Annotated in this window: 19 protein-coding genes; 14 read left to right on the top strand and 5 right to left on the bottom strand. The window is 70.1% G+C overall.

Annotated features, from left to right (window positions below; all coding sequences use genetic code 11):
* Nucleotides 1-1,383, bottom strand: a 1,383-nt coding sequence (locus AC1DTW_RS16150) for a serine/threonine-protein kinase (RefSeq protein WP_477982265.1), incomplete at its 3' end; no start/stop codon positions are given.
* 142 nt (nt 1,384-1,525) lie between these two features.
* Between AC1DTW_RS16150 and argG the strand changes: the two genes are divergently transcribed.
* From argG to AC1DTW_RS16180, 6 genes are all read left to right on the top strand, one after another.
* Nucleotides 1,526-2,863, top strand: coding sequence for an argininosuccinate synthase (argG, locus tag AC1DTW_RS16155; protein WP_477982266.1), 1,338 nt, complete (start codon nt 1,526-1,528; stop codon nt 2,861-2,863).
* A gap of 51 nt (nt 2,864-2,914) precedes the next feature.
* Complete coding sequence (locus tag AC1DTW_RS16160; RefSeq protein ID WP_477982267.1) at nt 2,915-3,610, top strand: hypothetical protein; 696 nt, start codon at nt 2,915-2,917, stop codon at nt 3,608-3,610.
* Nucleotides 3,611-3,619: 9 nt separating this feature from the next.
* Nucleotides 3,620-4,003 (top strand): hypothetical protein, encoded by a 384-nt coding sequence (locus AC1DTW_RS16165; protein WP_477982268.1) that lies wholly within the window; start codon nt 3,620-3,622, stop codon nt 4,001-4,003.
* 70 nt (nt 4,004-4,073) lie between these two features.
* Nucleotides 4,074-6,269 carry a TonB-dependent receptor gene (locus AC1DTW_RS16170; protein ID WP_477982269.1) on the top strand — a complete coding sequence of 732 codons (2,196 nt, stop codon included), beginning with the start codon at nt 4,074-4,076 and terminating at the stop codon, nt 6,267-6,269.
* A gap of 38 nt (nt 6,270-6,307) precedes the next feature.
* On the top strand, nt 6,308-6,835 hold the full coding sequence (locus AC1DTW_RS16175) for a putative pterin-binding protein (protein WP_477982270.1): 528 nt from the start codon (nt 6,308-6,310) through the stop codon (nt 6,833-6,835).
* Nucleotides 6,832-9,093 carry an ATP-binding protein gene (locus tag AC1DTW_RS16180; protein ID WP_477982271.1) on the top strand — a complete coding sequence of 754 codons (2,262 nt, stop codon included), beginning with the start codon at nt 6,832-6,834 and terminating at the stop codon, nt 9,091-9,093. The genes AC1DTW_RS16175 and AC1DTW_RS16180 overlap by 4 nt, the downstream gene beginning before the upstream one ends.
* Here AC1DTW_RS16180 and murB read toward each other — a convergent pair.
* On the bottom strand, nt 9,062-10,078 hold the full coding sequence (gene murB / locus AC1DTW_RS16185) for a UDP-N-acetylmuramate dehydrogenase (RefSeq protein WP_477982272.1): 1,017 nt from the start codon (nt 10,076-10,078) through the stop codon (nt 9,062-9,064). The two genes, AC1DTW_RS16180 and murB, sit on opposite strands and share 32 nt — an antisense overlap.
* Nucleotides 10,079-10,136: 58 nt before the next feature.
* Between murB and AC1DTW_RS16190 the strand changes: the two genes are divergently transcribed.
* Complete coding sequence (locus tag AC1DTW_RS16190; RefSeq protein ID WP_477982273.1) at nt 10,137-10,625, top strand: YajQ family cyclic di-GMP-binding protein; 489 nt, start codon at nt 10,137-10,139, stop codon at nt 10,623-10,625.
* A 4-nt stretch (nt 10,626-10,629) separates the two neighbouring features.
* Entirely contained in the window at nt 10,630-11,259 is a 630-nt protein-coding gene (locus tag AC1DTW_RS16195; RefSeq protein WP_477982274.1) for a retropepsin-like aspartic protease family protein, read from the top strand.
* On the opposite strand, the gene AC1DTW_RS16200 is transcribed toward AC1DTW_RS16195, so the two are convergent.
* On the bottom strand, nt 11,253-12,458 hold the full coding sequence (locus tag AC1DTW_RS16200; protein ID WP_477982275.1) for an MFS transporter: 1,206 nt from the start codon (nt 12,456-12,458) through the stop codon (nt 11,253-11,255). The genes AC1DTW_RS16195 and AC1DTW_RS16200 overlap by 7 nt on opposite strands.
* A 102-nt stretch (nt 12,459-12,560) precedes the next feature.
* Here AC1DTW_RS16200 and AC1DTW_RS16205 point away from each other — a divergent pair, with 102 nt between their 5' ends.
* The 5 genes from AC1DTW_RS16205 (at nt 12,561) to AC1DTW_RS16225 (ending at nt 18,350) form a co-directional block, all read left to right on the top strand.
* Complete coding sequence (locus tag AC1DTW_RS16205) at nt 12,561-13,751, top strand: acyl-CoA dehydrogenase family protein (RefSeq protein WP_477982276.1); 1,191 nt, start codon at nt 12,561-12,563, stop codon at nt 13,749-13,751.
* A gap of 18 nt (nt 13,752-13,769) precedes the next feature.
* Complete coding sequence (locus tag AC1DTW_RS16210) at nt 13,770-14,909, top strand: acyl-CoA dehydrogenase family protein (RefSeq protein ID WP_477982277.1); 1,140 nt, start codon at nt 13,770-13,772, stop codon at nt 14,907-14,909.
* A 69-nt stretch (nt 14,910-14,978) separates the two neighbouring features.
* Nucleotides 14,979-15,947, top strand: a complete 969-nt coding sequence (locus AC1DTW_RS16215; protein ID WP_477982414.1) for a glycerophosphodiester phosphodiesterase family protein — start codon at nt 14,979-14,981, stop codon at nt 15,945-15,947.
* Complete coding sequence (locus AC1DTW_RS16220; RefSeq protein ID WP_477982278.1) at nt 15,944-16,942, top strand: P1 family peptidase; 999 nt, start codon at nt 15,944-15,946, stop codon at nt 16,940-16,942. Before AC1DTW_RS16215 ends, AC1DTW_RS16220 begins: the two co-directional genes overlap by 4 nt.
* Nucleotides 16,943-16,955: 13 nt before the next feature.
* Nucleotides 16,956-18,350: an alpha/beta fold hydrolase gene (locus tag AC1DTW_RS16225; protein ID WP_477982279.1), complete on the top strand. Its 1,395-nt coding sequence runs from the start codon at nt 16,956-16,958 to the stop codon at nt 18,348-18,350.
* A 17-nt stretch (nt 18,351-18,367) separates the two neighbouring features.
* Here the strand turns inward: AC1DTW_RS16225 and AC1DTW_RS16230 are convergent, their stop codons facing one another.
* Nucleotides 18,368-19,477 carry a glycoside hydrolase family 26 protein gene (locus tag AC1DTW_RS16230; RefSeq protein WP_477982280.1) on the bottom strand — a complete coding sequence of 370 codons (1,110 nt, stop codon included), beginning with the start codon at nt 19,475-19,477 and terminating at the stop codon, nt 18,368-18,370.
* Nucleotides 19,478-19,501: 24 nt separating this feature from the next.
* Nucleotides 19,502-20,728, bottom strand: coding sequence for a vanadium-dependent haloperoxidase (locus AC1DTW_RS16235; protein ID WP_477982281.1), 1,227 nt, complete (start codon nt 20,726-20,728; stop codon nt 19,502-19,504).
* Nucleotides 20,729-20,854: 126 nt separating this feature from the next.
* Between AC1DTW_RS16235 and AC1DTW_RS16240 the strand changes: the two genes are divergently transcribed.
* A complete protein-coding gene (locus AC1DTW_RS16240; protein ID WP_477982282.1) occupies nt 20,855-21,928 on the top strand; it encodes an alpha/beta hydrolase in 1,074 nt (357 codons plus the stop codon).
* Nucleotides 21,929-21,961: the final 33 nt, after the last annotated feature.

The raw sequence follows: 21,961 nt of genomic DNA on the forward strand, positions 1-21,961 counted from the left end.
GCTGCGCGCGGCGCCGCTGGCGACCGCCGCGGCCAACGGCGGCGCCGGCTTGCGCGGACCTCCGACCACGCCGATGAACTGCCACAGCACGCCGGCCGCGAGCGCCGCGGCGGCCAGCAGGCCGGCGAGTTTCGCGCCGCGGCGCGCCGGCGCCGCTGCTGCCGCGGGTAGCGATGCGCTTGCAGGCCCGGCGTCGGCCGCAGGCGTGGTCGCGCGCGCAGGCGGAACGTACGTCGGCGGCGGCGTGCCCGGCGGGGTCGAGCGCATCGGCGCGGCGCCCGATGGCGCAGCCGGCGGCCGCGCCGCGGCCAGCTTCTTCGCGAGCTGCGGCGGCGCGGGCGGGTTCATCGGCTCGGTCGGCTGATGGGCCCGGTCCAGCGGCGTCGGCGGCTCGATCGGCGCCGCCGCGGCAGCGCCGCCCGCCACCGTCACGCCGCGCCACGCGCTCGACGGGATCGGCAACTCGCCGTCCAGCGCCGCACGCAGCGCGGCGACGCTCTGCGGCCGGTCCAGCGGGCGCACACCGAGCATCCACGCGACCGTGCTGACGAAGCGCGGCGAGACGCCGGCCACGGCGCGCTGCTCGATCGGTTCGGCATCGGGCTGCACCGCGCGCGCGGTCGCAGGCGCCGGCGGCACGCCGAACAGCAGGTAGTGCAGCACCGCGCCGAGCGCGTAGAGATCGGTCCACGGGCCCTGGCGCATCGTCGCCATCTCGGCGTACTGCTCGATCGGCGCGTAGCTGGGCTTCAGGATCGCGGTCAGCGACTGGCTGCGGTCGCTGATGACGCGCCGCGCGGCGCCGAAGTCGAGCAGGATCGGCGCGCCGCCGCGCGGCAGCAGGATGTTGTCGGGTGCGATGTCGCGATGGAACACGCCTTCGCGGTGCAGCAGCTCGAGCGCGTCGAGCACCGGTGCGAGCACGGCGCGGATCCAGGCCTCGTCGGGCGGTTGCGCCATCGCGCGGCGCGCGTCGCGCAGCGTGCGGCCCTGCAGGTAGGGCATCACCATGTAGGCGGTGCCGTTGTCCTCCCAGAAGCGGTAGACCTTCACCAGCGACGGGTGATCGAAGCGCGCAAGCAGCCGCGCCTCGTTGATGAACGAGCGCAGCCCGGCCGCGTAGGTCTCGGCGAACGCACTCGCGCGCACCGTGACCATCGCACCGGCACCGCGCGCCGCGAGCGCCGCCGGCATGTACTCCTTCAGCGCGACCTGGCGTTCGAGCGAATGGTCCTGCGCGAGGTAGACGATGCCGAAGCCGCCGACACCGAGCACGTGGATGATCTCGAACTCGCCGAAGCGGGTGCCGGCCGGCAGCGCGTCGTGCTCGTTCAGCGCGAGCCCGGCCACAGGCGGTTTCGGCGGATTCGGGTCGGCGCTCATGAAGGGTGCTGCATCTCTTGCGCGCGGCAAGCTTAACGCAGGGCCTGGACGACAGCGGCGGTCTCGGGGCCAAGGCCGGGCGCTTCAGCGCCATGCACCTAAAATCGCTGCTCCCCTCGCCCGAACTTCACCCAGTCCTCCCATGGCAACCATTCTTCAGCACCTGCCCGTCGGCCAGAAGGTCGGCATCGCGTTCTCCGGGGGGCTGGACACCAGCGCCGCGCTGCACTGGATGCGCAACAAGGGCGCGGTTCCCTACGCCTATACCGCGAACCTGGGCCAGCCGGACGAGGCCGACTACGACGAGATCCCGCGCAAGGCGATGGAGTACGGCGCGCAGGCCGCTCGGCTGATCGACTGCCGCTCGCAGCTCGTCGCCGAAGGCATCGCGGCGCTGCAAAGCGGCGCGTTCCACATCTCGACCGGCGGCCTGACCTACTTCAACACGACGCCGCTCGGCCGCGCGGTCACCGGCACGATGCTGGTCGCGGCGATGAAGGACGACGACGTCAACATCTGGGGCGACGGCAGCACCTACAAGGGCAACGACATCGAGCGCTTCTACCGCTACGGTCTGCTCGCGAACCCGGGCCTGAAGATCTACAAGCCCTGGCTCGACCAGCTCTTCATCGACGAGCTCGGCGGCCGCGCCGAGATGTCGGCGTTCATGAGCGCCGCGGGGTTCAAGTACAAGATGTCGGCCGAGAAGGCCTACTCGACCGACTCCAACATGCTCGGCGCAACGCACGAGGCGAAGGACCTCGAGCACCTCAGCAGCGGCATGAAGATCGTGCAGCCGATCATGGGCGTCGCGTTCTGGCGCGACGAGGTCGACGTCAAGCGTGAAGAGGTCACCGTGCGCTTCGAAGAAGGCCACCCGGTCGCGTTGAACGGCATGCGCTTCGCGAGCCCGGTCGAGCTGCTGCTCGAAGCGAATCGCATCGGCGGCCGCCACGGCCTGGGCATGAGCGACCAGATCGAGAACCGCATCATCGAGGCGAAGAGCCGCGGCATCTACGAGGCGCCGGGCCTCGCGCTGCTGTTCATCGCCTACGAGCGGCTCGTGACCGGCATCCACAACGAGGACACGATCGAGCAGTACCGGATGAACGGCCTGAAGCTCGGCCGCCTGCTCTACCAGGGGCGCTGGTTCGACCCGCAGGCGATCATGCTGCGCGAGACCGCGCAGCGCTGGGTCGCCAGCGCGATCACCGGCGAGGTCACGCTCGAGCTGCGCCGCGGCAACGACTACTCGCTGCTGAACACCGAGTCGGCGAACCTGACCTACAAGCCCGAGCGGCTGAGCATGGAGAAGGTCGAAGGCGCGTTCTCGCCGCAGGACCGCATCGGCCAGCTGACGATGCGCAACCTCGACATCGCCGACACGCGCGAGAAGCTCGGCATCTACGCCGGCACCGGGTTGCTCGCCGCGGGCGGCGCGGCCGATCTGCTGCGGGTCGCGAAGCCAGGCGGGCGCTGACGGCCACGTCCGGCACGCGGACATTGACCACCCCGCTCGCGCGTCGAACGCTTGAGCGACACTGCCGAGGTGCCTACCCCCAGCGCCGAACGAGTTGCGTTCCTGCGGGCGACCTGCCTCTGTCTGGCAGCCGCCGTGCTGGGCTTCGCAGCGTTGTCCGGCCTGCTGTTGAAAACAGGCGCGGCGTGGACCCTGCTCGATGCGTTGACCCATCGCAAGGTTGCCTGGCTGGGCATAGGTGCTGTCATGGCGCTGGGCTGGCTGGCGGTCGCCACCCTCGAAGGGGGTGAGACCCTGCGTCGTCGAGTCCTCGGGCTGGGACTCGCCGTACTGGCCGACAGCCTGCTCTTTGCGCCGGTGTTCGCGCGCGTCCACGCCACTGCGCTCGGCCTCGGCGCGGCCATCGGCATGGTGTCCGTGGTGATCGCTGGCGGCGTCGCGTGGGCCGTCTTTGGCCCGCGGCACGCGCCGGTCTGGCTCGACGAAACACTGTCGCTTACCGGGTTGGCGGCGCTGGCGGGGGTTGTCGTCGGCGTTGCGCTCGGGCATCCGCCCGGCCCGTGGGCACTTGGCGGGCTGATCGCATTCGGTGCCGCGACCTTGGTGCTGCATGCCGCGCAGTTGCTGCGCCACCTGCCGACCGATCGCCCGGCCGGCGCCGCGCTGAACCTGTTCGCGTCGACGGCGCTGGCGCAGTGGGCGCTGCACGGCCTGCTGCGACTGTTGGCCCGCGCCGCGGGCCGTTAGACTCGACGGATGCGTTCATCGACGCCCCTGCTGAAGAACGTTCTCGCCCGCGCCGGGCTCGGCAGGGTGTCGACACGCGCCGTGCTCGGGCATCTGGCGGCGCGCACCCTGCTCGCGCTGGCGTTCCTCTTCGCGCAGGAGACGGCGGCGCTGCACTGGCTGTCGCATGCGATCGAAGCGACGCATGCAAAGGCCGGCAATGGTTCGGCGCCCGCCGACCATTGTGATGAGTGCCTGACGCTCGGCGCGCTCGGCGCCGCTGCGACCGGCCACGCCGCCGCGCCGCCGATCGCGGGCGCGCAACACGCGCTGCTCGCGCTGCCCGACGCGACGTCCTCGCCGGCCGCGCTGCGGCTCGCGTTCCAGTCCCGAGCCCCACCGATCCTGAGCTGAGCCCCGTTCGCGCGAGCGCGGTGCCTCTGGGCACGCGCTCGCCCTTCCCGCTCTTCGATCAGGATCATCCATGTTCAAGTTGACCGTCCTGGCCAGCGCCGCCGCGCTGGCTTTGTCCTCCGGCGCGCCGGCGCGCGCCGCCGATGCGCTCGTCGCGCAAGCCGCGCCGCCCTCCCCCGCTTCGTCGGCCAGCGCCCCCGCAGCCGCCACCGCCCAACTCAAGCGCGTCGAGGTCACCGGCGCGCGCCTCGACGCGGCGCGCAGCTCGCTCTCGCCCGAGACCGGCAGCACGGTCTATCGCTTCGACAAGAACGACATCGCGAAGCTGCCGCTCGGCGATGCGACCCCGCTGAACCAGGTGCTGCTGCGCGCCCCCGGCGTCGTCGGCGATTCGTACGGCCAGCTGCACGTGCGCGGCGACCACGGCAACCTGCAGTACCGCATCAACGGCGTCGTGATCCCCGAATCGATCAGCGGCTTCGGGCAGGCGCTGGACACGCGCTTCGCCGACAACATCAACGTGCTCACCGGCGCGCTGCCGGCGCAGTACGGCTACCGCACCGCCGGTGTGGTCGACATCCGCACCAGGGGCCACGAAGAGGCCCCTTCGGGACCCCAGAGCGCAGGTCTCACGAACGCCGGCAGCGTCGACCTCGTGCTGGGCGGCCGCGGCCACCGCGAGACGAGCCTGAACATCGGCGGCACGGCCGGCGATCTGCAGTACTTCGTCACCGGCTCGTACCTGCAGAACCAGATCGGCATCGAGAACCCGACGCCGGCGAAGAACGCGATCCACGACGACACGCACCAGGGCAAGGGCTTCGCCTACCTGAGCTACCTGCTCGGCGACGACAGCCGCGTCAACCTGATGCTGGGCACGGCGACCAGCCGGTTCCAGATTCCGAACCTGCCGGGCGAAACCCCGAGCTTCGCGCTCGCCGGCGTCACGCCGCCGGATTCGACGAATCTCGACGCGAACCAGCGCGAGCGCAACAACTTCCAGGTGCTGAGCTTTCAATCGACCCTGGGCGACGGCACCGACTACCAGGTCGCGCTTTTCAACCGCAGCAGCAGCGTGCACTACCGGCCCGATCCGGTCGGCGACCTGGTCTACAACGGCGTGGCCGCCGATGTGACGCGGCGCAACGTCGCGAGCGGCCTGCAGCTCGACGCGAGCCGCCCGCTGGGCGAGCAGCACACGCTGCGCGCCGGGTTGTTCGCGCAGCGCGAGCGCGGCTCGGTGGCGAACGCGTCGACCGTGTTCCCGGCCGATGCCGACGGCAACCCAACCAGCGATGTGCCGCTGACGATCCAGGACGACAGCCGCCTGAACGGCCACCTGTTCGGCGCCTATGTGCAGGACGAATGGCAGCCGACGAAGGCGCTGACGATCAACTACGGCCTGCGCTACGACAAGGTCGACACGGTCGTCGCCGAGTCGCAATGGAGCCCGCGCGTCGGCCTGGTCTACGACCTGAGCCGCGACACACGCGTGCACGCCGGCTACGCGCGCTACTTCACGCCGCCGCCGACCGAGAAGATCGACACCACCTCGGTCGAGAGGTTTCTCGGCACGACGAACGCGCTGCCGTCGGACGCCAACACCGCGGTGCGCTCCGAGCGCTCGAACTACTTCGACCTCGGCATCTCGCACCAGCTGACGCCGCAGATCACGATCGGCGCCGACGCGTACTACCGCCAGGTGCAGCACCTTCAGGACGAAGGCCAGTTCGGCAACGCGCTGATCTACTCGGCCTTCAATTTCGAGAAGGGCAGGATCTTCGGCCTCGAGCTCTCGGGCTCGTACAAGGACGAGCGTCTCTCCGGCTACGCGAACCTGAGCTTCACCGCGGCACGGGGCAAGGGCATCGAAACCGGCCAGTTCAACTTCGACGACGACGAGCTCGCCTACATCCAGAGCCACTGGGTGCACCTCGATCACGAGCAGAAGATCGCGGCGTCTGCCGGCGTCTCATACCGCTTCGGCGACAGCACCGTGGTCGGCGGCGACGTGCTCTACGGCAGCGGCCTGCGGCGCGGCTTCGCGAACACCGAGCACCTGCCGAGCCACGTGCAGGTGAATGCCTCGGTCGCGCGCTCGTTCAATGTCGGCGGCTTCGGCAAGTTCGACCTGCGCGTGTCGGCGCTGAACCTGTTCGACCGCAGCTACGAGCTGCGCGACGGCAGCGGCATCGGGGTCGGCGCGCCGCAGTTCGCGCCGCGGCGCACGCTGTATGTGGCGCTGAGCAAGCCGTTCACGTTCTGAGATCAACGCCCCGGGCGGGGCCATGCAAGAATCTCCGGATGGAGCATTCGGCACGGCATCGGCGCGAGTTTTTCGGCATGGCCGCGTCGGCCTTGCTGGCTGCGCTAGCCATGCAGCCGGCGTTCGCGCTCGAAGCGCCCGCCGGCAAGGTGCTGCTGACCGTCAGCGGGACGCTCGCGAACCCGAACGACAACGGCGCGGCCTCGTTCGACCTGGCGCTGCTGCAGAAGCTGCCGCAGCACAGCTTCTCGACCCGGACGCCCTGGTATGCGCAGCCGCGCAAGTTCACCGGCGTGCCGCTGCGCGATCTGCTCGCGGCGGTCGGCGCGGCACCGGGCGCCGTGCTGAAGGCGGTGGCGCTGAACGACTACCGGGTCGACATCCCGAGCGATGACCTGACCCGCCACGGCGCGATGCTCGCGTACCTGCTCGACGACAAGCCGATGTCGGTGCGCGAGAAGGGCCCGCTGGTGATCATCTACCCGTTCGACGACATGCCCGAGCTGCGCAGCGCCGTGCACTACAGCCGCGCGATCTGGCAGCTTCGAAGCCTCGAACTCCGATGACGAGCACGCGGCCCGCCGACCCTCGGCCGCAGCCGCGCGCGTGGCTGTTCGCGGTGGTCGGCGTGCTGGTGCTGGTGCTGCTCGCCGTCGCGTACGTGCAGTGGCGCCAGTTCAAGCTGCTCGACACCGCGTCGCACTTCCAGAACGACGCGCTCGGCTGGAGCTTCTCGCAGCTCGAGACCGAGCAGCTGCGGCTGCGCAACCAGCTGCAGCTCTATCTCGACGATCCGCAGCAGCATGGCGCCGACAAGGTCCAGCTGCGCTACGACATCTTCGTCAGCCGGGTCGGCCTGGTCGACCACGAGCGCGCCGCCGGCATCATGCGCGACCAGCCGGCCTATGTGCCGGCGATGGCGCAGGTGCGCGCGTTCGTCAAGGCCGCCGACCGCACGCTGGGCGAATCGCCGGCGCGGCCGTTCGACCCCGGCGCCGGCGCCGAACTCGTCGGCCTGCTCGATGCGCTGAACGTGCCGCTGCACGACCTGTCGCTCGGCGCCTCGCACCTGCTCTACCAGCGCGCGACCGAGCGCAACAACGCGGTGCGCCAGCAGAGCCAGCTGAGCATCGCGCTGACCGCGTTCCAGTGCGTGCTGCTGCTCGCGCTCGCGGTGATCGTGCTGCGCCAGCTGCGCGCGTTGACCGAGCGCCGCCGCACGCTCGAGGCGCTCGCCGACAACCTCGGCGCCGCGCGCCAGGATGCCGAGGCCGCGAGCCGCGCGAAGAGCGCGTTCCTCGCCAACATGAGCCACGAGATCCGCACGCCGTTCCACGGCATGCTCGGCATGATGTCGCTGCTGCAGGAGGGCGGACTCTCGCCGCAGCAGGCCGTCTACCTCGACACCGCGCGCGAGTCGGCGCACCACCTGCTGACGATCCTGAACGACATCCTCGACATCTCGCAGCTCGAATCCGGCCGCCTGCACGTCGCGCCGCAGACGATCGACCTGCCGCAGCTGATCGCGCAGGTGGACGCGCTGATGCGCGTCCAGGCGCACGCCAAGGGGCTCGCGCTGCACGTCGACGTGGCGCCCGACGTGCCGCGCTGGGTGCGTGCCGATCCGACACGCGTGAAGCAGATCCTGTTCAACCTGCTCAGCAACGCGCTGAAGTTCACCAGCGCCGGCAAGATCCTGCTCGGCGTCACGATCGGCGCCGGCGGCCGGCTCGATTTCAGCGTCACCGACTCCGGCATCGGCATGGACGAGGCCACGCTCGCCCGCCTGTTCCAGCGCTTCATGCAGGGCGACCAGAGCCCGTCGCGTCGCGCCAGCGGCACCGGCCTGGGTCTCGAGATCTCGCGCGACCTCGCGCGCCTGATGGGCGGCGACATCGCCGTGCACAGCCAGCCGGGCGTGGGCAGCACCTTCGTGGCCTCGCTGCCGCTGCCGTCGGTGAGCGCGCCGATGATCGCATCCGACGACGGCGAGGCGCTGCACGCTGCCGACTTCAAGCCGCTGCGCGTGCTGGTTGCCGAGGATCACGCGGTGAACCGCGCCTACATGGAAGCGGTGCTCGACAAGCTCGGCCACCACGCGGTGTTCGCGGCCGACGGCGATGGCGCGTTGCGCGCGATCGAGGACCAGCCGGCCGGCACCGACTTCGACATCGTGCTGATGGACCTCCACATGCCGGGAATGGACGGCTTCACCGCGGCACGCGCGATCCGCGCGATGGCGCCGCCGCGGGGCCGCGTGCCGATCGTCGCGTTGACGGCCGACGCGTTCCAGGCCTCGCGCCACCTGGCGCGCGAGGCCGGGATGGACGGCTTCCTGACCAAGCCGGCGCACCTGCCGCAGCTGCGCGACGCGCTCGCGCGCTACGGCGGGGGTTCGACCGCACGCGGCCCGGCGGCGCCCGCCGACGCCGAACCCGCCGAACCCGGCTCGCTGCTCGATCTGGCGACCGTCGACGACGTGCGCCAGGCGCTGTCGCCGGGCAAGTACGCGAACCTGCTCGCGAACTTCCTGGACGGCCAGGCGAGCGCGATCGGCGAGTTGCGCAACGCGCTGCACGGCCACAGCCGCGCCGAGCTGCGCAGCCGCGCGCATGCGCTGAAAGGCGCGGCGCTCAGCCTCGGGCTGCGCGGCCTCGGGCAGATCGCGGGTCAGCTGCAGGAGAAGGCGCCCGACGCACCGGCCGCGGAACTGGCGGCGCTGATCGATGCACTCGCGCGGCAGGTCGACGCGAGCGCGGCCGAATGCGGCGAACGCGCGCTGCTGACCGGCGTCACACCACCAGCGGCTCGGGCTCCAGCCTGATCCCGAAGCGGCCGTAGACGCTTTCCTGGATCGCGCCGGCGAGCAGCATCACCTCGGAGCCGATCGCGCCGCCGCGGTTCACCAGCACCAGCGCCTGCCGTTCGTAGACACCGGCCTGGCCAACGCTCTTGCCCTTCCAGCCGCAGGCATCGATCATCCAGCCGGCCGCGAGCTTGACGCTGCCATCGGGCAACGGGTAGTGCACGATCTCCGGGTCGCGGCCGATGATGTCGCGGCATTGCTCGGGCGTGACGACCGGGTTCTTGAAGAAGCTGCCCGCGTTGCCGAGCACGGCCGGGTCGGGCAGCTTCGCGCGCCGGATCGCACAGATCCAGTCAGCCACCTGCTGCGGGCTCGGCGCGTGATTGCCGGTCTCCGCCATCCTGCGTTCCAGATCGAGGTAGCCAAGCACCGGGCGCCACGGCTTGGGCAGGCAAAAGCGCACGCGCGTGATCACGGTGCGGTTCGCGAGCGAATGCTTGAACACGCTGTCGCGGTAGCCGAACGCGCAGAGGTCGGCACGCAGTGTGACGGTGCGGCCGGTGACCAGATCGACCGCGTCCAGCGACTCGAAGCGATCCTTCAGCTCGACACCGTAGGCACCGATGTTCTGCACCGGCGCCGCGCCGACGGTGCCGGGGATCAGCGCGAGGTTCTCGAGCCCGGGCCAGCCCTGCGCCAGCGTGTGGGCAACGAACTCGTGCCACGGCTCGCCGGCACCGGCCTCGACGATCCAGGCATCGGCGCGCTCTTCGACGAGCCGCATGCCGCGCACCTCGACCTTCAGCACGACCTGCGGCATGTCGCGCGTCAGGATGATGTTGCTGCCGCCACCGAGCACGAACTTCGGCGCCGTGCCCAGCGTCGGGTGATCGACGACGCGGCGCACGTCGGCGTCGCTCGTGATGCGCACCAGCGTGCCGGCCACCGCCGGCAGGCTGAAGCTGTTGTAGGGTTTCAGGCTCACGCCCGTCTCGATTTGCATGCCACAATTTTCGCCTATTGCTCATCGTGAGCACCCGCCTTTTCATCAGGTCACGAACATGCCCAGCTTCGACACCGTCCTCGAACCCAACCTCGTCGAGGTGCGCAACGCCGTCGACCAGACCGCGAAGGAAATCGGCACCCGGTTCGACTTCAAGGGCTCGTCGGCCAAGGTCGAGCTGAAGGAGAAGGAGCTGACGGTCTGGGCCGACAGCGACTTCCAGATCGGCCAGGTGCTCGACATCCTGATCGCCAAGCTGACCAAGCGCAGCGTCGACATCCGCTTTCTCGACCGCAGCGCGAAGATCGAGAAAATCGGCGGCGACAAGGTCAAGCAGCTGATCACCGTGAAGAACGGCATCGACAGCGACACCGCGAAGAAGATCCAGAACTTCGTCAAGCAGAGCAAGATGAAGGTGCAGGCGGCGATCCAGGGCGATGTCGTGCGCGTCACCGGCGCGAAGCGCGACGACCTGCAGGCGGCGATGGCGCTGATCCGCAAGGAGATCGCCGACGCCCCGCTATCGTTCACGAACTTCCGCGACTGACCCGATGAGATTGCTCGCCGCCGCGCTGCTGCTCGCGGCGCCCGCGTTCGCGCAGACCGTCTCGATGAGCGGCAGCCTCGGCGACAAGGCGCTGCTGATCATCGACGGCACGCCGCGCACCGTCGCGGCCGGCGGCACGGTCCAGGGCGTCAAGCTCGTCAGCGTGAGCGGCAGCGATGCGATCGTCGAGGTCAAGGGCAAGCGCATCGCGCTCGCGCTCGGCGGTGCGCAGGTCAACATCGGCGGCGCGAACAGCGACGGCGGCGGCACGCAGATCGTGCTGTCGGCCGGCAGCGGCGGGCACTTCTTCACCGCGGGCTCGATCAACGGCAAGGCGGTGCGCTTCATGGTCGACACCGGCGCGACCTATGTCTCGATGGGCGCCGACGAAGCCGAGCGCCTCGGCATCGACTACCGCAGCGGCCAGCGCGGCATGACGAGCACCGCGAACGGCGCGATGGCCGCCTACAAGGTCTCGCTCGCCTCGGTGCGGATCGGCGACGTGCAGGTCTACAACGTCGACGCGCTGGTCGGCCAGGGGCCGATGAGCCAGGTGCTGCTCGGCAACAGCTTTCTGACGCGCTTCCAGATGAAGCGCGAGAACGACACGCTGACGCTGAGCAAGCGCTACTGAGCCGCGCTGACCACCGCCGGCTTGCGCGCCAGCGCAAACGCGACGACCGCCGCGGCACCGACGCCGGCGAGCACCAGCAGCATCTCGCGGTAGCCCGGCAGCGCCAGCAGCAGCCAGGCCGTGATCAGCGGCGCCGTGGCGCGCGCGAGCAGCGCGATGCCGGTCATCGCGCCGCTGATGCGGCCGACATGCTCGCGGCCGAAGTACTCCGGCACGAGGCCGCCGCGCACGATCGTCACGAGCCCGTTGGCGACGCCGAACAGCAGCGCGAACACGAGCAGCGCCGCGGTCTGATCGGCGAGCGCGAAGATCGCGAGCGAGATCGGCAGACCGGCGAGCACCACCAGCCCGAGCCGGCGCGGCGCGACCCAGCGGCCGAAGCCGAGGTAGGCGAGCCGGCCTGCGACCTGCGCCGGTCCGAACCACACGACCACCGCGAGCGCCTGCGCCTCGCTGCGCCCCTTCGACGCGAACGCCGGCATCATGTGCGCCCACATCGCCGCGGCCGCGAACGAGTACAGCGTGAAGGTGGCGGTCAGCAGCCAGAACGAACGCTCGCGCAGCGCCTCGTGCAAGGTCGCGTCGTTGGCCGCGTCGTCGATCGCGCCAGCCCGCGCACGCACGGCGCGCTTCGGCGTGCCGCGCAGCGCCCAGGCGTGCAGCGGTGCGACGAGCAGCAGCAGGATCGCGCCGATCGTCGCGAGCGCGACGCGCCAGTCGTGATGCGCGATCAACCATGCGACGGCCGGGAACGCCAGCGTGCTCGCGAAGCCGCCGACCAGCGTCAGCGACGTGATGCCCTCGCGGTAGCGCTCGGGAAAGCGCTTCGTCAACACGTTGAAGGCCGGCTCGTACAGCGTCATCGCCATCGAGGCCCCGAGCAGCGCCCATGCGGCATAGAACAGCGCCAGGCCGTCGACCTGCGACCAGAGCAGAAAACCCGCGCCGGCAAGCGCCGCGCCCCAGCTCATCACCGCGCGGCCGCGGCCGGCGTCGATCGCGGCGCCGGTCGCGTAGGTCGCGGCGCCCCAGACCGCCAGGCCGAGCGTGAACGCGCCCATCAGCTGCGGCTTGGTCCAGCCGAAGGCCCGCTGCATCGGCAGCACGAAGGACGAGAAAGCGTAGTAAAGCGCGGCCCAGCACAGCAATTGACCGGCGGCCAGTGCTACAACGGTGGCGCGAAAGCTGGGTGGATTCATCCGAGGGATTATCGGGAGCCACTTTCGCTGTCACGGCTGGGACACGGCAAAAACGCACGGTCGTGCTAAAACACCCGTTGCTTCGAAGACTGGAGACGCTCGATGGATCTGAATTTCACGCCCGAGGAACAGGCCTTTCGCGAACAGATTCGCGCCTGGGTGGCCGAGAACCTGCCGAAGGACATCAGCCACAAGGTCCACAACGCACTGCGCCTGACGAAGGACGATCTGCAGCGCTGGGCGAAGATCCTCGGCGCGAAGGGCTGGCACGGCTGGGCCTGGCCGAAAGAGTTCGGCGGGCCGGGCTGGAACGCGATCCAGAAGCACCTGTTCGAAGAGGAATGCGCGCTCGCCGGCGCGCCGCGGGTCGTGCCGTTCGGGCCGGTGATGGTGGCGCCGGTGATCATGGCGTTCGGCACGCCGGCGCAGCAGCAGCGCTTCCTGCCCGACATCATGAGCGGCAAGGTCTGGTGGAGCCAGGGCTACAGCGAGCCGGGTTCGGGCTCCGACCTCGCGTCGGTGAAGACCAAGGCCGAGCGCAAGGGCGACTACTACCTCGTCAACGGCCAGAAGACCTGGACCACGCTCGGCCAGTACGGCGACTGGATCTTCTGCCTCGTGCGCACCAGCAACGAAGGCAAGCCGCAGACCGGCATCAGCTTCCTGCTGATCGACATGAAGAGCCCCGGCGTCTCGGTGCGGCCGATCATCACGATGGACGGCGAACACGAGGTCAACGAGGTCTGGTTCGACAACGTCGAGGTGCCGGCCGACCAGCTGATCGGCGAGGAGAACAAGGGCTGGACCTACGCCAAGCACCTGCTCGCGCACGAGCGCACCAACATCGCCGACGTGAACCGCGCGAAGCGCGAGCTCGAGCGGCTCAAGCGCATCGCGAAGGCCGAAGGCCTCATGGGTCAAGGCCGCGACGACACGCGCTTCAAAGACGAGATCGCGAAGCTCGAGGTCGACATCGTCGCACTCGAGATGATGGTGCTGCGCGTGCTGTCGGCCGAAAAGGGCGGCAAGCAGGCGCTCGATGTCGCGGGCCTGCTGAAGATCCGCGGCAGTGAGATCCAGCAGCGCTACAGCGAGCTGATGATGCTCGCGGCCGGGCCGTCGGCCGTGCCCTTCATCGCCGAAGCGATGGAGGCCGGCTGGCAGGGCGACTACGTCGGCGCCGCACACGTCGCGCCGCTCGCCGGCACGTACTTCAACATGCGCAAGACGACGATCTACGGCGGCAGCAACGAAGTTCAAAGGAACATCGTCGCGCAGACCGTGCTCGGCTGAACGGAACAAGGAATCGACATGGACTTCGACTTTTCAGACGACCAGCAGATGCTGCGCGAGACGGTTCGCAAGTGGGTCGAGAAAGCCTACACGTTCGAGCGCCGGCGCGCGATCGTGAAGGCCGGCGGCTACTCGAAAGAGGCCTGGAACGAGATGGCCGAGCTCGGCCTGCTGGGCCTGTACGTCGCCGAAGAGAACGGCGGCATGGGCTTCGGCCCGGTCGACGCGATGGTCGTGATGGAAGAGCTCGGTCGCGGCATCGTGGTCGAGCCGTTCGCGGCCGTCGCGCTGGTCGCGACCAGCCTGCTGAACGCCGGCGACGCGCCGTCGACGGCGCTGTGGCTGCAGGGCATCGCCGAGGGCCGCGAGCGCGTCGTGCTCGCGCACCAGGAGCGCGCGGCGCGCTACCGGCTCGCGCATGTCGAGACGAGCGCGAAGAACGTCGGCGGCACCTGGCAGCTGACAGGGCTGAAGAGTGTCGTGCCGGCCGGTGCGCATGCCGGCGCGTTCATCGTGCCGGCGCGCGTCAGCGGCGCGGTCGACGACCCGGCGGGCGTGGCGCTGTTCCTGGTCTCGAAGGGCGAGAGCGGCGTGAACGTGCGCGGCTACCCGACGCAGGACGGCGCCTGCGCGGCCGACCTGACGCTGGTCGACGCCGACGCGATCGAGCTGCTGCCGCCGGGCGTCGCCTTCGGCGCGCTCGAGCACGCGATCGACATCGGCATCGCCGCGCTGTGCGCCGAAGCGGTCGGCGCGATGGAGCAGCTGGTGGCGGTCACGGTCGAGTACATGAACACGCGCAAGCAGTTCGGCGTCGCGATCGGCACCTTCCAGGCGCTGCGCCACCGCATCGCCGACGTCAAGATGCAGCTCGAACTGGCGCGCTCGATGAGCTACTTCGCGAGCCTGAAGCTGAACGAGCCGGCACCGGCCCGGCGCCGCGCGCTCGCGCAGGCGAAGCTGCAGCTCGGGCAATCGATGCGCTTCGTCGGCCAGCAGTGCATCCAGCTGCACGGCGGCATCGGCGTCACCGACGAGTACATCGCGAGCCACTACTTCAAGCGCCTGACGGTGATGGAGATGAGCTACGGCGACACGATGCACCAGCTCGGCGAGGTGTCGGCGCGGATGCAGAACGCCGCAGGTGTTTTTGCTTGACGCACCGCGGGTGTCTTTGCTTGCGCACCGCGGGTGTTTTTGCTTGATGCACGCAGGCGTGTCGGCGTGATGCGCGCGGCGGCGCTGCTGCTCGCGGGCCTGCTGCACGGCGCGCTCGCGCAAGCCGCTGATCCGCTCGTCATCGCGCACCGCGGCGCAAGCGGCTACCTGCCGGAGCACACGCTCGCCGGCTACGAGCTCGCGGTGCGCATGGGCGCCGACTACATCGAGCCCGACCTGCAACTGACGCGCGACGGCGTGCTGATCGCGATCCACGACGACAGCCTCGCGCGCACGACCAACGTCGCCGAACTGTTCGCGCCGCGGAACAGGGACGACAAGAGCAGCGGCTACAAGGTCGCCGACTTCTCGCTCGCCGAGATCAAGACGCTGACCGTGAAGCCGACCGGCACCGGCGCGACCGCCTACCCCGGCTTCACGCCGACGCACGCCGAGCTGCGCGTGCCGACCTTCGACGAAGTGATCGCGCTCGCGAAGGCCCAGAGCGCGGTCGCCGGCCGCACGGTCGGCATCTACCCGGAGGCCAAGCAGGCCGACCCGGGCATGGAAGACAAGATCCTCGCGACGCTCGCGCAGCAGCACTACGCCAGCGCCGCGGACAAGGTCTTCGTCCAGGCGTTCAGCGACACGACCGTGCAGAGCCTCGCCGCGAAGCAGCGCGCGCTCGGCCTGAAGCTGCCGTTGATCCTGCTCGGCCACGCGATCACGCTGCCCGACGGCACCGCGATGATGGCCGCGCCGGCCGGCCGCATGCTGACCTTGCGCGAGGTCGCGGCCTACGCGAACGGCGTCGGCGTCGCGATCGGCAACGCCAGGTACCCGCTGACGAAGAGCTTCGTCGACCAGGCGCACGCCGCCGGTCTGGCCGTGCACGGCTGGACCTTCGCGAAGGCCGATGCCGCCGCCGCTGCCGACGAGTACAAGACCTTCCTGGACATGGGCCTGGACGGCCTGTTCAGCAACTACAGCGACCTGGCCGTGAAGGCTCGCAACGCCTTCGTCGCCGCACGCCGATGACCACGCCCGCAGCCCCGCGCATCGACAGCCTCACCGATGTGCGCGGCCTGCGCGTCGGCCACCACACCGACACGCGGCGCCCGACCGGCTGCACCGTGATCCTGACCCCTGACGGTGCGGTCGCCGGCGTCGATGTGCGCGGCGCGGCGCCGGGCACGCGCGAGACCGAGCTGCTGTCGCCGCTGAACGCGGTCGAGAAGGTGCACGCGGTGCTGCTCGCGGGCGGCAGCGCGTTCGGCCTCGACGCGGCCGGCGGCGTGATGCGCTGGCTCGACGAGCGCGGCTTCGGCGTACCGGTCGGCCCCGCACGGGTGCCGATCGTGCCCGCGGCGATCCTGTTCGACCTGTGGATCGGCGACACCACGATCCGGCCCGATGCGGCCTCGGGCCATGCGGCCTGCGAGGCGGCCAGCGACGCGCCGGTCGTGCAGGGCAATGTCGGCGCCGGCGCCGGCTGCTCGGTCGGCAAGCTCTTCGGCATTGCGCGCGCGATGCGCGGCGGCCTCGGCAGCGCATCGGTCACGGTCGACGGCATCACGGTCGGCGCGCTGGTCGCGGTCAACGCGATCGGCGATGTCGTCGACCCCGCCAGCGGCCGCGTGATCGCCGGCGCGCGCACGGCCGACGGCGGCGCACTGTTCGGCACGATGCAGGGCTTGCTGCGCGGCGAGCTGCCGGCGCCGCTGCAGGTCGGCGCGGCCACGACGCTGGGCATCGTCGCGACCGACGCGGTGCTGACCAAGGCGCAGGCCAACAAGATCGCGCAGATGGCGCACGACGGCTTCGCGCGTGCGATCAACCCGGTGCACACCTTGACCGACGGCGACACGATCTTCGCGCTCGGCACCGGCGCGAGCGGCCGGGCGGCGAACACCACGCTGCTCGGCGCGCTCGCCGCCGAGGTGACCGCGACCGCGATCGTGCGCGCGGTGCGCGCCGCCACCCGGCTCGACACGCCCGGCCTGCCCGCGCTGCCGGCCGCGAACGACCTCTGACGGAGACCTCGCGATGACCCCGAACCTGACCCGCCGCGACATCCTGATCGGCGCCGCCGCGTCCACGCTGCTGGCCGCGTGCGCGACCGGCCCGGCATCGAACGCAGCGCTGCCGCCGATCGTGTTCGTGCACGGCAACGGCGACACCGCCGCGCTGTGGATGGCGACCTTGTGGCGCTTCGAGTCGAACGGCTGGCCGCGCGAGCGGCTGCGCGCGATCGACATCCCCTACCCGCTTGCGCGCGACGACGACACCAAGCCGCAACCCGGCCGCAGTTCGAGCGCCGAGAACATGGCCTATCTCGCCGAGCAGATCGACGGGATGCTGGCGGCGACCGGCGCGCGCCAGCTCGTGCTGATCGCAAGTTCGCGCGGCGGCAACGCGGTGCGCAACTACCTCGCGAATGTCGGCGCGCCGGGATCGGGCGCGAGCAGGGTCTCGCACGCGATCCTCTGTGGCACGCCGAACCATGGCGTCTACGCCGACCCGAAGCGTGGGCCGAACAGCGAATTCAACGGCGCCGGCGCGTTCCTGACCGGGCTGAACAAGCCGCAGGGACCGAACGGCGACGAGGTCACGCCACTCGTCAAGTGGCTGACGATCCGCTCCGACAACAACGACAAGTTCGCGCAGCCCGACGGCGCGTGGATCGGCGCGAAGGGCCTGCCGACGAACGTCGGCTTCGACGGCCCGGCGCTGAAAGGCGCCGAGAACGTCGTGATCGCCGGCATCGACCACCGCGAGACGGCGTTCAGCGCGAAGGCCTTCGAGGCGATGCACCGCTTCATCACCGGCAAGCCGCCGGTCGCGCTCGCGATCCTGCCCGAGGCGGAGGTCGTGCTCGATGGCAAGGTCAGCGGCTACCTCGCCTACGCGGCGCAGGGCGTCGTGCCGACGAACCTGCCGCTGGTCGGCGCGAGCGTCGAGATCTTCGCGACGAACCCGACCACCGGCGAGCGCCTCGGCGCCGCACTGCACCGCCGCACGGTCGGCGCCGACGGGCGCTGGGGCCCGTTCGCGGCCGACGGCCTGGCGCACCATGAATTCGTGATCGTCGCGGCCGGCTACGCGACGACGCACATCTACCGCTCGCCGTTCCCGCGCTCGTCGGCGATCGTGAACCTGCGCGCCGAGAAGGTCCTCGAGGTCGACCAGGACGCCGCGGCGATCGTCGTGATGACGCGACCGAGTGGCTACTTCGGCGTGCCGCGCGACCGGATCAGCCTCGACGGCCAGAGCCCGCCGCCCGGCGTGCCGCGCGGCGTGGCCGGCGTCGCTTCATCGAAGCTGAAGCTGCCCGACGCCGCCGGCCGCGCGGTCGTCGGCGTGTTCAACGACGAGCGCATCGTCGGCCGCACCTGGCCGGTCGCGAACAACGAGCTCAGCCACCTCGAATTGACGTACTGAACCGCGCCGGGCGCCTGCTACCAAAGGCCGGCGAAGAAGGCGTCGGTCGTGAGGCGCGGGTCGGCGGGGTTGGCGGACAACAGACCCGGGGCATGCACCGCCGCGCGATAGGCGCTGTACGCCTTGTAGCTGGCGCGACCGCTGCGGTACGTCTCGTCGCCGTTCGTGCCGCCGAAGATGGCCCAGTCGGTTTCCTTGTCCTGGTTGAACCAGACGATCATCCGTGCCCCGGTGGTCGACGCGGTCGCATAGTTGAACAGTTGCGTGATCCACTGCGACTTCGCGGCGACGTTCACCCCGCCGGGTGTCGATGACGACGACCCGGTCTCGGTGAGGGCCAGCGGTTTCGCGGTCAGGCCACGCAGGCGCGCGGCCATCGGCGCGAACACCTGCTCCGGCGTGCTCCAGGACGACCAGCTCTGGCTCGCGCCCCAGTTGTAGCCGTCGATGCCGATCCAGTCGACATACGCGTCGCCGGGGAAGTAGTCTTCCGCGCGCCCCGCGCCGACGTCCTGGTTGTTCACGGCCCAGATCCATTGCACGGTGCGCGCATCGAGGCCCTTCTGCGAGAAGATGGCTCGAACGCGCTGCCACATCAGGACGTAGGAGCCGGCCGAGGCTCCGCCCCACGGATACCAGTTGCCGTTCATCTCGTGAGCCAGCCGGATGTAGACCCGGCGATCGTCCGCCGTGCTGAGATTGCCGTCGGGCCCACTCACGAACGCCTTCATCCGGTCGGCCCAGGCATTCACATAGGCGTCGTAGTCGCCGCGCGCGATCCGGGCCGTGACATCGCTCGGCGTCGCCGATGGCGAGCACAGGTAAGGCTCCCAGCTGACGACCGGCACGTTGCCGTTCGCCCAGACATTGGGCAGCTGCTGCTTGAAGAGGTTGTCGAGCGTCTTGCTGCGGTTGCACCAGTCGGTGAAGAGGTTCACCACGGCGTGGCCCTTGGCCTGCCAGGCTTCCATCGCATGGACCTGATCCATGTTCCAGCCCTGGTTGCCGTAGTAGACGCCCAGCAGGGCCTGGCCCTGCGCGTGGGCGCCTGCCGCGAATTGAACCGCCACCATCGCGACGGCCGCGCGGACGAGACGGCCGAGGGAGCGGGAGGACAACATGGACATCGCTATTCCTTTTCGTTCGTGCGTTCAGTCCATCAGCTTCGACACGGCCAGCTCGCCGACCTTGCGGCCCAGCGCGGTACCGACCTCGGTCGAGTTGCGGTAGTGCACGCCATCATAGATGCGCGCGTTCGACACTTCCTGCACGAACTCGGCGACGCTGTTCCATGAGCGGGTCGCGCCGGGCAGCGTCGGGCTGGTGCTGATCAGGCGCGGGGCCGGCCCGCTGCCGATCTCGGCCTGCAGCACCGCGCCGTACGCGCCGGCGGTGGAGCAGTGCGCGCACGGGTACTCCGGGTGCATCGGCGTCTCGATGAAGGGCAGCCAGGACGGGTCGCGCTCGGTCGCGTCGTTGCCGTCCTGATCGCCGTTGCGGATGGCCGTGAGCGGGCGCCAGAACTGGTAGGCGTACTTGGCGTCGAAGACGGCGTCGATCGCGTCGACGCCGGCTTGCGCGAACACCGCGAGGAAGCGCGCGTTGCGCGTCACCTCGCGCCCCGGCTGGCCCGAGACCGAACGCGCGAGCGGGAAATAGACCGCCGGGCCGGTGGTGGTCCAGAAGCGTGCGATGTCGGTCTGCTCCGCCGTGCGCCGGCTGCCGGTGCGTGCACCCATGACCTTGATCTCGTTGTAGTCGCGCGCCCATAGCGCGCTGTTCAACTCGGGCGGCGGGCCCGGGCGGAACTGGTCGACGCGGTCGAGCACCCAGCACTGGGTCACCGGTACGGCGTCGCCGCCGATCGGCACGACCGTCGGCAAGTACATGCCGGCGCGCGTGACCGGCCGGTAATAGACCATGTCCGCCGCCTTGACGGCGCGGCGCGCCACCAGCTCGGCGACCGCCTGCTCGCCGACCGCGATGCCGTCCGCCCTGGCCTTGGCATCGGGAATGCCGGCGAGTGCCGTCTGGTACGCCGCCTCGACCGCGGCCTGCTGCGACGGCGCCAGCTTCAGCAGCACGGTGCGGTTGACCGCCGCGACCGCGGCGTCGACCGACGCGCCTGGCGCCGGCTTCAGCGTCTTGCTCGCGGCCGTCGGGTAGCGGCGCGTGATCGCGTTGACGGCGTCGAATACCGCGGTCTGAACCAGCACCAGCGTCGCGCTGCCCGGCGGCCCGGGCTGATGGGCCGCGACGATCTCGCTGGCCTTCAGGCTCCAGTCGGTGACCACATCGGCCCGCGACGCGAACGGCAGCACGGCAAGCAGCGCCATCGGCAGCAGGCGGCACGAGACGACTTGCGAGATGGTGTTCATCGTTCCCTCCCGATCGAAGAATGGTCCCGGCCCTCGCGCCTCCCAGCACGAAGCAGCGTTCGGAGTCTGTTCGCACCGGCGGTGCAAATCAATCGCGTTTCTAGGGGCGGGTGGCACGCAGCGGCCATGCGATTGGCGCGCTGCGGCCATCCGATCGTTCCGCGCGCGCCTAGATTGACTCCCGCCACGACCGCCCGTGTCCCGTGTGTGACGGCGCGGCGATATCGGCACCCCACAACGACAGGAGACATCGACATGCAACGCAGAAACTTCATGCATCGCGCCGTGATCGGCAGCGCCGGTGCCGCAGCGACCCTGGCTGCCACCGGCGCACGCGCGGACGGCCGGCGCCGCGATCGCCCCACGTTCGTCTTCGTGCACGGCGCCTGGCACGGCGGCTGGTGCTGGTCCGAGGTCGTGCGGCTGCTCGCCGAGCGCGGCTACCCGGCCATCGCGATCGATCTGCCCGGACACGGCATCACGGCGCGCTTGCCGCAGGCCTATCTGCAGCAGCCCCAGAATCCTGCGGCTCTCGCGACCGAAGTGTCACCGCTCGCGGCGCTGACCCTGGACGACTACCGTGACCACACGGTGAAGATGTTGCGCGGCCTCGTGGCCGACAGCGACGATCGCGTGATCCTCGTGGGGCACAGCCTGGGCGGCGCCACCCTCAGCGCGGTCGGCGAAGCGGCGCCCGAGCTGGTGAAGCGGCTCGTCTACCTGACGGCGTTCGTGCCCGTCACGTTCAACAACGTGCTGGCCTATCTGCAGCAGCCGAATTTCGCGAGCTCGCAAGTGCCGCCCCTGTTCGCGGCCGATCCCGCGGTCGTGGGCTGCGTCCGCATCAATCACCGCTCGGCCGACCCGGCATATGTCGCAGCCGACAAGAGCGCCTTCTACGGTGATGTGGCCACGCCGGCGTTCCAGGCGGTCGCCAATCTGCTGACGCCGGACGAGCCGATCCAGGCCTTCACGACCCCGGTCGTGGTGACCCCCCAGCGCTGGGGCCGCCTGCCACGGACCTTCATCCGCTGCACCGAGGACCGGGCCATCCCGATCGTCGTGCAGGATCAGATGATCTCGGACGCGGATGGCTTCACGCCCCGAAATCGCTTCCAGCAGAAGACCTTGCACACCAGTCACTCGGCGTTCGTCGCGGCGCCGCAGGCATTGACGGACCTGCTGGTCGATCTCGCTTGAAGCGAGCGCAACGCGTCGGAGCCAGCGTCAAGC

The sequence above is a fragment of the Rhizobacter sp. P5_A1 genome, assembly GCF_056400745.1.

Coding starts and splice junctions, on each gene's coding strand:
- argG (WP_477982266.1), top strand. CDS start 1,526: ATGGCAACCATTCTTCAGCACCTGCCCGTCGGCCAGAAGGTCGGCATC.
- AC1DTW_RS16165 (WP_477982268.1), top strand. CDS start 3,620: ATGCGTTCATCGACGCCCCTGCTGAAGAACGTTCTCGCCCGCGCCGGG.
- AC1DTW_RS16170 (WP_477982269.1), top strand. CDS start 4,074: ATGTTCAAGTTGACCGTCCTGGCCAGCGCCGCCGCGCTGGCTTTGTCC.
- AC1DTW_RS16175 (WP_477982270.1), top strand. CDS start 6,308: ATGGAGCATTCGGCACGGCATCGGCGCGAGTTTTTCGGCATGGCCGCG.
- AC1DTW_RS16180 (WP_477982271.1), top strand. CDS start 6,832: ATGACGAGCACGCGGCCCGCCGACCCTCGGCCGCAGCCGCGCGCGTGG.
- murB (WP_477982272.1), bottom strand. CDS start 10,078: ATGCAAATCGAGACGGGCGTGAGCCTGAAACCCTACAACAGCTTCAGC.
- AC1DTW_RS16190 (WP_477982273.1), top strand. CDS start 10,137: ATGCCCAGCTTCGACACCGTCCTCGAACCCAACCTCGTCGAGGTGCGC.
- AC1DTW_RS16195 (WP_477982274.1), top strand. CDS start 10,630: ATGAGATTGCTCGCCGCCGCGCTGCTGCTCGCGGCGCCCGCGTTCGCG.
- AC1DTW_RS16200 (WP_477982275.1), bottom strand. CDS start 12,458: ATGAATCCACCCAGCTTTCGCGCCACCGTTGTAGCACTGGCCGCCGGT.
- AC1DTW_RS16205 (WP_477982276.1), top strand. CDS start 12,561: ATGGATCTGAATTTCACGCCCGAGGAACAGGCCTTTCGCGAACAGATT.
- AC1DTW_RS16210 (WP_477982277.1), top strand. CDS start 13,770: ATGGACTTCGACTTTTCAGACGACCAGCAGATGCTGCGCGAGACGGTT.
- AC1DTW_RS16215 (WP_477982414.1), top strand. CDS start 14,979: ATGCGCGCGGCGGCGCTGCTGCTCGCGGGCCTGCTGCACGGCGCGCTC.
- AC1DTW_RS16220 (WP_477982278.1), top strand. CDS start 15,944: ATGACCACGCCCGCAGCCCCGCGCATCGACAGCCTCACCGATGTGCGC.
- AC1DTW_RS16225 (WP_477982279.1), top strand. CDS start 16,956: ATGACCCCGAACCTGACCCGCCGCGACATCCTGATCGGCGCCGCCGCG.
- AC1DTW_RS16230 (WP_477982280.1), bottom strand. CDS start 19,477: ATGTCCATGTTGTCCTCCCGCTCCCTCGGCCGTCTCGTCCGCGCGGCC.
- AC1DTW_RS16235 (WP_477982281.1), bottom strand. CDS start 20,728: ATGAACACCATCTCGCAAGTCGTCTCGTGCCGCCTGCTGCCGATGGCG.
- AC1DTW_RS16240 (WP_477982282.1), top strand. CDS start 20,855: ATGCGATTGGCGCGCTGCGGCCATCCGATCGTTCCGCGCGCGCCTAGA.